9 protein-coding genes and 4 pseudogenes are annotated in these 9,876 nt (G+C 57.5%); 7 read left to right on the top strand and 6 right to left on the bottom strand.

From position 1 onward, the window contains the following. From KBA32_RS14685 to KBA32_RS14675, 3 genes and pseudogenes are all read left to right on the top strand, one after another. The coding region (locus KBA32_RS14685) for a universal stress protein (protein WP_367113787.1) at positions 1 to 75 on the top strand (75 nt) is incomplete at its 5' end. 73 nt (positions 76 to 148) lie between these two features. Continuing rightward, positions 149 to 751, top strand: coding sequence for a hypothetical protein (locus tag KBA32_RS14680; RefSeq protein ID WP_294360382.1), 603 nt, complete (start codon positions 149 to 151; stop codon positions 749 to 751). A 110-nt stretch (positions 752 to 861) separates the two neighbouring features. Further along, positions 862 to 1,209 (top strand): annotated as a pseudogene (locus KBA32_RS14675) (hypothetical protein); the annotation flags it as partial. A 76-nt stretch (positions 1,210 to 1,285) separates the two neighbouring features. On the opposite strand, the gene KBA32_RS14670 reads toward KBA32_RS14675, so the two are convergent. The 5 genes from KBA32_RS14670 to KBA32_RS14650 all read right to left on the bottom strand — a co-directional run bounded on the left by KBA32_RS14670 (position 1,286) and on the right by KBA32_RS14650 (position 7,576). Further along, a complete protein-coding gene (locus KBA32_RS14670; RefSeq protein ID WP_294360378.1) occupies positions 1,286 to 3,271 on the bottom strand; it encodes a beta-galactosidase in 1,986 nt (661 codons plus the stop codon). A 70-nt stretch (positions 3,272 to 3,341) separates the two neighbouring features. Then, positions 3,342 to 4,193: a carbohydrate ABC transporter permease gene (locus KBA32_RS14665; protein WP_294360375.1), complete on the bottom strand. Its 852-nt coding sequence runs from the start codon at positions 4,191 to 4,193 to the stop codon at positions 3,342 to 3,344. Between the two features lie 16 nt (positions 4,194 to 4,209). After that, positions 4,210 to 5,028: a carbohydrate ABC transporter permease gene (locus KBA32_RS14660; RefSeq protein ID WP_294360370.1), complete on the bottom strand. Its 819-nt coding sequence runs from the start codon at positions 5,026 to 5,028 to the stop codon at positions 4,210 to 4,212. Positions 5,029 to 5,176: 148 nt separating this feature from the next. Further along, entirely contained in the window at positions 5,177 to 6,418 is a 1,242-nt protein-coding gene (locus tag KBA32_RS14655) for an extracellular solute-binding protein (RefSeq protein ID WP_294360366.1), read from the bottom strand. A gap of 18 nt (positions 6,419 to 6,436) precedes the next feature. Then, positions 6,437 to 7,576, bottom strand: coding sequence for an ABC transporter ATP-binding protein (locus KBA32_RS14650; RefSeq protein ID WP_294360364.1), 1,140 nt, complete (start codon positions 7,574 to 7,576; stop codon positions 6,437 to 6,439). A 212-nt stretch (positions 7,577 to 7,788) separates the two neighbouring features. Between KBA32_RS14650 and KBA32_RS14645 the strand changes: the two genes are divergently transcribed. From KBA32_RS14645 to KBA32_RS14630, 4 genes and pseudogenes are all read left to right on the top strand, one after another. Continuing rightward, positions 7,789 to 8,811, top strand: a complete 1,023-nt coding sequence (locus KBA32_RS14645; protein ID WP_294360361.1) for a LacI family DNA-binding transcriptional regulator — start codon at positions 7,789 to 7,791, stop codon at positions 8,809 to 8,811. Positions 8,812 to 8,868: 57 nt separating this feature from the next. Beyond that, positions 8,869 to 9,024, top strand: a pseudogene (locus KBA32_RS14640) (transposase); the annotation flags it as partial. Positions 9,025 to 9,264: 240 nt separating this feature from the next. Then, a pseudogene (locus tag KBA32_RS14635) lies at positions 9,265 to 9,450 on the top strand (IS5/IS1182 family transposase); the annotation flags it as partial. 7 nt (positions 9,451 to 9,457) lie between these two features. After that, positions 9,458 to 9,616 (top strand): hypothetical protein, encoded by a 159-nt coding sequence (locus tag KBA32_RS14630; RefSeq protein ID WP_294360387.1) that lies wholly within the window; start codon positions 9,458 to 9,460, stop codon positions 9,614 to 9,616. A gap of 33 nt (positions 9,617 to 9,649) precedes the next feature. On the opposite strand, the pseudogene KBA32_RS14625 reads toward KBA32_RS14630, so the two are convergent. Continuing rightward, positions 9,650 to 9,876, bottom strand: a pseudogene (locus tag KBA32_RS14625) (single-stranded-DNA-specific exonuclease RecJ); the annotation flags it as partial.

The raw sequence follows: 9,876 nt of genomic DNA, 5'->3' as shown, positions 1-9,876 counted from the left end.
GGCGCGCTGCTTCTTGGCAGCGAGACGAACAAGGTCCTCACGCACTCGAAAATTCCGGTTTTGGTCTACCGGTAATTCAAGAAATTTGCGAAACTGCCGTCATCGCCTCAGATTGACTCTGCGTGACGACCCCTCGGACACTTCCCACATGACGACTCCCTGCGAAAACACCAGCCCCGCGATGCAGCGCATCCTCGCATTGCTCGCGCGCAAGTCGGACATGTCGGCGAGCGACATGTCGCGCGAAGCCTTCGTCGGCGTCACCACGCTCGCCTGCGGCGGTTACCTGAAAGCGTTGCGCGCGAAGAAACTCGTGCACGTGAGCGGCTGGCGCAAGACACGCAAGGGTTTCGTCACGCCGCTGTTCAGCCTCGGCGATCATGCCGATCTGCCGCGCCCGCGCTTTGAAGACGAAGACCGCGATTCGGCCGGTCTCGGTCAGATCGTCGACGCACTGCAACGCTTCGGTGCAATGACCTATCTCGAAGCAGCGCAAGCCACCGGCCTCTCGCCGAACACGATCAAGAACGCCCGCTACATGGACGTCCTCGTCAAGCAGAAGCGCATCCACATCTCCGCCTGGCGCCGCAACCGCGCCGGTCCGATGGCCGCCGTGTATTCCGCCGGATTCGCCAAGCCCGCCGATAAACCGGCGCCGCTCTCGCACGCCGAAAAGTGTCGGCGCAGCCGCGAGAAGAGCAGGGTCCTCGGCGACGACCGCGGGATAGCGGCGCAACTCGCGCGGTTCTGACGGTAATTTCGAGGTTTTGATCGGAAGCCGGGAGACTGGCTGGTTTTGGCGTGCTTCCTCGCACGCTTTGGCGCCTTTGAATATTGGCGCTTACGACCCTGAAGAGACATTCACCGTTTCGCACCGCCAAGTACCGTCCCGAGTTTCCCTCCCGGGGGTTCGCCGATCTCGACGAGGCTCGTACTTGGGCGGCTGGTTTCGTCCGTTGGTACAACGTCGATCATCGCCACAGCAGCATCCGCCATGTCAACCCGGACCAACGCCACGCCGGCCACGATTACGGCATCCTGGCGGCCCGGCATGCGCTCTACACCCAGGCTCGCCAACTCAATCCGGCGCGCTGGTCCGGCAATACCCGCAACTGGTCGCCGGTCGGCGCCGTGACCCTCAACCCCGAACGCGACAGCATCATCAAAGCGTATTCGGGAAACAACGATAGTCAGCCGGTAGCCGCATGACCGAGGCGACAACTACCTTGGCGCGCGCCGGAAGACAAAGCGCCTCTTGCTCCTGTTAAGGGAAACACCCTCGAACTCACAGGTCCTCGATCAGAATTGCGACTCCTCCGGGTTCCAAAGAGAATCTGGAGCTGGCTTCCTGACCTGTGAATGCACAATGTCGCTTGCAAGAATTCAAAGCTATGTCATGCGTTTCCTTGGTCAGATTCAACGCAAACAGCACCCGCTTTCCCTGACCGCGGCGTACCGAAAGCTCAATGCCAGCAGGCAATTGCTCAGCGGTTTCAATACCGAGCTCGCCTGCAATCCTGTCGAAGAGAATGTCGTAGCCGCGGTCTTCCAGCACCGTGCCGATGTAGTAGACGTGACCTTTTCCATGGGAATTCCGCGTGATCGCACTGCGGCCAGAGAAATACTCGGTCGTATAACGGCCGATTGTCTCGGCAGACGTTGTTTCCAGAACGTCACACCATTGAGCACAAGAGATCTCACCCTTTTCGAACAGTGAAAGTTTTTGTTCGTCATGTCCAACCGGGTCATATTCATCGACCTGAACGCCGGCAAGCCCGCTCAGCAGACCGGGCAAACGATTCGACTGGCAAACATTGTTCATGTTTTTTACGCCGGTACGCGTGGTCAGTACCAGGGTGCCGCCATCGTCAACATAGCGTTGAAGGGTTGCGCAAACGTGCTCGTTCTCAAGAAACAGCGATGGCGCAACAACCAGCTTGTAACCGTCAATATTCTCGGTCCAATTAACGACGTCGGTGCCAATGCCACGTCGCAGGAAGGCCCGGTGCAGCCGCTTGAAGTTCTCAAGATAGTCGAATCCGTCCGACTGTGGCTGGATTTTCAGGGCGTTGTGCTGTTCGTGGGAGAACAGCAGCGCCACTTCGTTTTCCACCGTCGTGCCGGCAAGCAGCGCCGAGAGTTGCTTTGCTTCAGCTGAAAACCGCTTGAATTCCTCGAAGCGACGGCCTGGAATGCCGTGATGATCCAGCAGTCCATGCCAGAATTGCTCCGCGCCAATGCGTGCGGTGCGCCAACGGAAGTGAACGACGACGTCTGCGCCGCGAGCAACGCTTTGCCATGCGTGGGCACGAATCATTCCGGGAAACGGTGTTCGCGACATGGAATTCCAGCAGCCCGGCGTTCCGCTGAGTTGCTCCATGACCCAGAAATTCTTGCGCTTGATCCCGCGCGCCAGATCATGAGTAAGTGCCCCATGATAGATGTTGGCTTTGGCATCGCTGTGCAGGTCGGTGCTCGGGTAATAGTCGACCGAGACAAAATCCATGCTGTCGAACAGATCGTAGTAGTCGGTGACGACCGGGTATCCCCAGAGATTGTGGGTGACGAAATGATGAGGGCAGTTCGCGCGAATCAATCCTGCCTGGAAACGATTGAAATCCGCCACCGAATCGGATGAGAAACGCTGGAAGTCCAGCAGAAATGACGGGTTCTGATAAGGCGATCCGCCCAATGGCGTTGTAACCTGCGACCAGGCGTTGTACTCCCCGCTCCAGACGACAGTTCCCCATTCTCGGTTGAGTTCATCCAGGGTGCCGTATTTCTTTTCCAGCCAGGCCCGGAAGCGACGTGTACAGTTTTCGCAATGGCAATCGTTCGCCGCCAGCTCGTTGTCGGTTTGCCAGCCGATGACTGCAGAATTTCTCGCGTAATGACGCGTCAATTTGTCCACGATGAGTTGGGTATGGTGGCGCAAGGAAGGACTGTTGTAGCACCGATGACAACGGACTCCCGGGTACACGGGGTGCTTCTTGCTGTCGATCGGCAATACGTCAGGGTATTTTTCGACCAGCCAGTTGGGTGGTGTCGCCGTCGGCGTTCCCAGAACAATCTCGATTCCCTGACTGGAAAGTACTTCGATCGCCTTGTCCAGCCATCCAAAATGGTAATTCCCCTCGGTCGGTTCCAGTCTGGACCAAGCGAATTCCGCCAACCGGACGATGCTTACGCCGGATGCTCGCATTGCTCGGGCATCTTGCTCCCAGACTGCCGGATCCCAATGTTCCGGATAGTAATCAACACCGACTTTCATCTAGATTCCTTGAGTTTTCTTGAAATTGATCGCTTCGAAAAGGACGCGGGGTAAAAAAAGTGACGCCAATCTACCCTTTGGTGGCACCAAAAGTCAGTCCGGCGACAAAGTGCTTCTGCATCGCAAAGAACATGAGGACCGAAGGCAACGCAGCAAGAAGAGAGCCCGCAGATACAAGGTTCCAGGCGGTTGTCCACTGTCCTTTCAGGGCGGCTACGCCGACCGTTATCGGTGCGGCTTCGTCGCCCTGCGTCAAGCACAGCGCCCAGAAGTAGTCGTTCCAAACGAAGGTGAAGACCAGGATGGCCAACGCGGCGAGCGCTGGAGCAATCAGCGGCAGGACGATCTTGTAGAAAAGCTGCCATTCGGTCGCCCCCTCCACGCGAGCCGCCTCGAATAGTTCATAGGGCAATTCTTTGATGAAGTTGCGCAGAAACAGGGTGCAGAAGCCGGTCTGGAACGCAATGTGGAAAAAGATCAAACCTTCAACCGTATTGAACATACCCATGCGCAGCGTCAGATCACGTACCGGAATCATCAGAATCTGGACGGGAACGAAGTTCCCCGCCACGAACGTCGCCAGGATCGCTGTGTTCCCTTTGAACGGATAAGTCGCCAGCGCAAAACCGGCTGTCGCGGAGAGAACCATTGCTCCCAAAACTGACGGGAAGGTAACCAGGCAACTGTTCCAGAAGTAGTGAAGCATCGGCGAGTCGACCAGCACCATTCGGTAATTGTCGACGAACGCCAACTCGTTCGGCCACCCCCAATAGTTTCCTCGCATCAATTCCTCCGACGAGCGTACCGACGTCAACATGACGGCCAGCAAGGGAAGTAACCAGACGATCAAGGCGAGCGGAAGCGAAGCCTTGTAAAACAGCCGATTGACGGGCTTCCATTTTTCTACGGGTAACGGGTACATGGCAGGACCTCGCTTATCAGGATTCGCTGCGCAGCAAATGGCGCAACTGGTATGCAATAAATACGGACATGATCAGGAACAGGACGACCGCAATCGCTGCCGAGTATCCGAATCGGAAATATTTGATGGATTGGTCGTACATGTAATAGGCCAGTACGGTAGAGCTGTCGTAAGGGCCGCCTCCGCTCATCACGGCGATCAGGTCGAAGCTGCGCAACGCCCCGATAACGGTCAATGTGATGGACATGAAGGTCGCCGGTCTGAGCTGGGGCAGGACAACGTGCCACAGTAGCGACCAACCTTTTGCACCTTCCATTCGGCCCGCTTCGATGATCTCCGGATTCATGCCGGTCAGACTGGTGAGGTACAGAATCATGCAGAAGGGAATCTGCGGCCACAGGGCCGCGAAGATGATCCCGAAGGTCGCGTAGCGCTCATCGCCAAGAACCGGCACACCGTGCCCGACAATGAGTTTCAGCAGACCAAATGCGGGGTCGAAAAACCATCCGAAGACCAAACCGACGACGACGCCGGAGAGCACGAAGGGTGAGAAAAACAGGGACTTGACGAGGCGAATTCCGCGTACGTTTTGGTTAAGGTAGAGCGCAAATGCGAGGCCCAACGGTGGAGACAACATGAACAGCACGAGCCAGATCAGGTTGTTCTTGAGGGCGGAATAGAAGGTATCCGCATGTATCAGTTCCCGATAGTTCGCCAGTCCGACGAACGCCTTCTCGGCAACGCCGTCCCACTCATGGAAACTGAGCGCAATGCTGCTGAATATCGGATAAATGACATAGGTTCCAAATACCAGCATCGCTGGCAGAAGAAACATAAGTGCGGCACGTCGACGCCTCTGCGCGAGAGGCGAGTTGCCTGAAGAACTTGACATGATCAGCTCACTTTATGCGGATTGCGATCAGAATGGCTGCCGGTGGCGGCTTGCTCGGGGCGGCGAACGAACGGTTCGCCGCCCATCGGCATCACTTCTTCTTGTAGATTCGCTGACGCGTCTGTTCCAGTTGCGCCAGTATCTCGTCGATCTTGGTCGGGTCGGTAACAAAACGCTGCATGCCCTTCATGCCTTCGTCCGCCATTTCTTTTGTCATGTCGCGGTCGTAAAACTGGGCAATGCCGCCTTTTGTGCCGGAGAGAATCTCGAATCCGCGGCGTGCGATAGGATCGTCGGGAACGGGTGCGCGGCTATTGGCCGGCAAAGAGCCGAACGTCTTGGCGAGGCGTCCGCTGATCTCGGGCTTTCCGACAAACGCCAGGAACCGCCGCGCATCCGGTTTGTTGGTGGCCTTGGCCGGGATGTTCAGACAATCGGCGGATCCATCCTCGGCGACGGGAATAGCGGTATCGATGACCGGGAACTGGAAATACCCCGTCTGCGCCTTGATTTCCGGGGGGATCCCGGCGGAAATGAAGGTGCCCATCAACGTCATCGCCGCCTGGCCCTGGTTGAACAGTGGCTGAGCCGAATCGAGCGTGTAAGAGAGCGGGTTCTCGATGAAATACTTGTTGTCGATCAGCGTTCTCCATGCGTCGTAGACTTTCTTCACGCGCGAATCGGTGTAAGGCATCTCACCGTTCATCAGCTTCATGTGAAACTCGTAGCCGTTGATGCGGAAATCCAGGTAGTCGAACCACGCCGCAAGGGTCCAGGAATCGCGGCCACCAACGGTAATCGGGGCAATGCCGGCCGCTTTCAGCTTTTTGCACGCATCCAGGAATTCATCCCAGGTCTTCGGTTCGCCCTTGATGCCGACTTTGTCGAAGAGATCCTTGCGGTAGAACAGGCCCCAGCTGAAATAATCCGTCGGTAGCGCGTACTGCTTATTCTTGTAGGACGACGCGCCTTTCAGGGACGCGAAATCCTTGTCCCAGCCATTCTTCGTCCAGTCGGCGGAAATATCTTCGAACAGGCCGCGCTCGGCGTAATAGGCCATACGCTCGCCCTCGTGCCATTTCACGATGTCCGGCGCCACGGTGGTGAGCCATGCCGGCAACTGGACTTTGTAGGCTTCCTCTTCGATGAACGCCGTTTTTACCTTCACATCCGGGTTGGCGGCTTCGAATTCGGAGATTACGCTTTCCCAAATCGTGCGCTGGCTTGCCCCTTTGAATGCGATATTGACGTTGAGTGCGCCGGCGTGCGCGAATCCGGCAAATGCAAGCGCTGCACACAGAATCGTCGTCCGACCGATTTTCCTCACCTTCATCTTCCTCTCCTTGGTGGTTTATTGCAGGTGTTGTACCGCGCGGCTATCGGCGGTAAATAGATGGCAGCTTTCTGCCGGAACTGCCACATGAATTTTGTCGCCGGGGCTGTCGGCGCTGTTGCCTTGCACTTTCGCCATCAGCGGCACGCCATTGACATCGCTCAAATGCAGATAGGTTTGCTCGCCCAACCGTTCGATCAGCGAGACGCTTCGCGTCAGCGTCGAACTTGTGGGTGTGGCGGCTGTCTCCGGTGACACTACGAAGAGGTGCTCGGGGCGGATTCCGAGCGTTACGGGTTCTCCGACCTGCAGTGATGCGCCCGAGATGTGGGTGAGAACGGGTTCGCGCGATCCTGCCGTTTCGACGACGACCCCGGACGGCAAAATCGCTTTCACGACGGCGTCCAGGAAATTCATCTGCGGTGCGCCAATGAAACCCGCGACAAAGCGGCTGTTCGGGCGATGATAGAGTTCCAGTGGTGCTCCGACCTGGGCTACGCTGCCGAAGAGTTCGGTATTGCGTCCGGCATTCAGCAGCACGATCTTGTCGGCCAAGGTCATCGCCTCAATCTGATCGTGCGTCACATAAACGGTGCTTGCTTGCGTGAAACGCGCGTGCAGTCGGGCGATTTCAATGCGGGTTTGCCCACGCAGTGTGGCGTCGAGATTCGAAAGCGGTTCGTCGAAAAGGAATACTCCCGGCTCACGGACGATGGCGCGGCCGATGGCTACACGCTGACGCTGCCCGCCGGAGAGCGCCTTGGGTTTCCGTTCCATCAGCACCTCAAGCTGCAGGATTCGGGCCGCTTCCTGCACCCTGCGCTCGATCTCTGCAGGCGGCATCCTGGAAAGCTTGAGGCCGAAAGATATGTTCTCCGAAACCGTCATGTGAGGAAACAGCGCGTAGCTCTGAAACACCATCGCCACACCGCGCTCGGCCGGCGGTACGGTGTTTACGCGACGTTCGCCGATATTCACATCGCCGGAGCTTGGGTCTTCAAGTCCCGCAATGATGCGCAGCAGCGTCGATTTTCCGCAGCCCGACGGGCCTAGAAACACGCAGAATTCGTGTGCGCCGATGTCCAGGTCTACATCGCGCAGCACTGGAAGATTGTTTCCGAACGCTTTCGATACGCCGTGCAAGCTTATGGCCGCCATAGATCCCTCCCGAAATTTTATGGTTTAACGTTAAATCAATGCGCGTTAAAAATAGCACGCTTCTCCCGTGCTTCGATTCCAAGACGCCGCTGAAATACCGCTTTAGCATTCCCCGTTCCTCGAGGAAGATTCGTCTGCTAAAGTTATTATGATAGACTCTAGTTTAACGTTAAATCATTTGCAAGCACTATTTTTCGGCGCTTCAAAAAAATATGGCAACCATCAAAGAAGTTGCGGCAATGGCCGGCGTCACGCCGACCACGGTGACCAACGTTCTGCGCGGACGCGGTCGCGTGAGCGAAGCAACTCGCGAGCGCGTTCTTGCTGCCGTGGCCAAACAGGGCTATCGGCCAAACCTCAATGCCCGTGCGCTGGTCGAGCGCAAAGCGCCGACGCTGGCGCTCATGCTTGGGTGCATCACCAACCCGTTTTATCCTGAATTCACGCTGCAGGCGCATCTGGCCGCGCGTCGACACGGACGCTTCCTGCTCGTCTGCAATACGGACCACGAGGCCGATGGCGGGAAGCAGTTCCTTGACGATGTGGCGGGTTCTCTTTCGGATGGGATTCTGGTCGCAAATAAGGGAGACCTGGATCTTCAACAACTGCGATGGATGGAAGGCCAGGGAATCCCGGTGGTCATCAGCATTTGGGAGTTTCCCGATCGGCATCCCGGGATTCCGTGCGTTGCGTTTGATTCGCGCAGAGCCGGCGAAATGGCGACGGAACACCTGCTGTCATTAGGGCATGCGAAGATCGGCGCGATCGTTGCAAGTCCGGCGCACGGCATCCATGGCGGGCGCTATAGCGGATTTCTGGACGCCATGAAGGCGGCCAATGCTGGCGTGAATGACCGCCATGTCCGCTTTTGCGTCGACTCCTTCGAAGGCGGCTATCAGGCGGCGCGTGATCTCCTGATCGACAAGCCCGACCTGACGGCGCTATTCGTATCGAACGATCTGCCAGCGCTTGCCGTGCTGGATGCCGCCGCCGACCTCGGAATTCGCGTTCCTGAAGATATCTCGGTGGTCAGCATCACCGATATTCAGCTCGCTGGCCAATCGCGCCCGACGCTCACCACGGTTGCGATACCGACAACCGAAATGGCGGCTTGTGGAATCAAGTTGCTTCTTGAAATGATCGAGAAAAAGCCGGAGACGCCACCCATGGTTTGCATCCGCGAGTTGGCACTCATGGAGCGCCAATCGACGGCGGCAATTGTAGCCGCCAATTAGGCTGCCAATTAGGTTCTTTCGATATCCACCTTGACTCGACTGCACGATGACTGTTCGGAGCGACTGCTGCGTGCGAGTTTGATACAGGTGTTGTTCTCCATCCGTTCGGAACGGCAACTGGTGCAGCATGTTGAATACAACCTGCTGTACCTCTGGTTTGTCGGCTTGTCGATGGACGAAGGCGTCTGGGCGGCGACAAGCTTTACGGAGAACCACTCAAGCTGACGTTTGACATCGGCGTGCGCCTGCGCCAGTTTGACGATCTGCCCAGGCGTCCAGGCGGTCGCCTCGGCGGGGGCGGAATGCTCGTCAAGTGCGCTGCTCATGCCTGCAATTTGACCGCACCCCCCAGTGTTCATGCGGCTTGGCGCACTCATTCCGGCAACCTGAGGCGAGCTCTTGTGCGCCCGGGCTCGATGCCTTCGAGCAGCAGCTTCAGCTCGGTCCGGTCCATCGTCCCGGTCGTCACCGCTGAACAGTCCGAAACTGGAAATACAGCTCAAGGCCGAAGTGCAGGAACTGCTCGCCTTGGCGGAAAGCACCGATCAAGCCGACGTCCCCGATGGCATCGATCTGCCGGCGGAAATCCGGCGACGGGAAGACCGTCTCGCCGCCATGGCCGAAGCCAAAGCCAGGATCGCCGGCCTTGCCGGAGAACGCAACACCCCTCCAGGCGATGGCGCATCGTCTGAAGACGAAAGCCGGAAGAGCGCTCTATGCGCTGCGCAAGCAAACGGTCGAACCGCGCCCGGAAAACCGAAAATACGGCCAAAAAACCGGCAAAACGACCCCGCGGTTCAGTTAATCACCGTCAGGCCAACTCAAGTCCGACGGGCTGCTACCGTTTTGCCCGTTCGCCAGCCACCGACTCGAAATGCTCGATCATCAGCTGCGGCGTCTGCACGCCGTTGTAGTCATTGATCGCCAGCCGATAAGCTGCGCGGATCGTCGTTCCGGGTGATTCACTGAAGTTGAACTGAATCGCGTCGAGGTGGAGGTTGTCCTTGCCGAGGCGCAGCTTGAGGTGCTTCTCCTTGAGGATGCGCTGGCTCTCGACGATGAACA

The organism is Propionivibrio sp., from assembly GCF_017995515.1.
Classification (GTDB): Bacteria; Pseudomonadota; Gammaproteobacteria; order Burkholderiales; family Rhodocyclaceae; genus Propionivibrio.
Note: the sequence above shows the minus strand (reverse complement) of the source record. Positions and strands in the feature narration are given on the sequence as shown.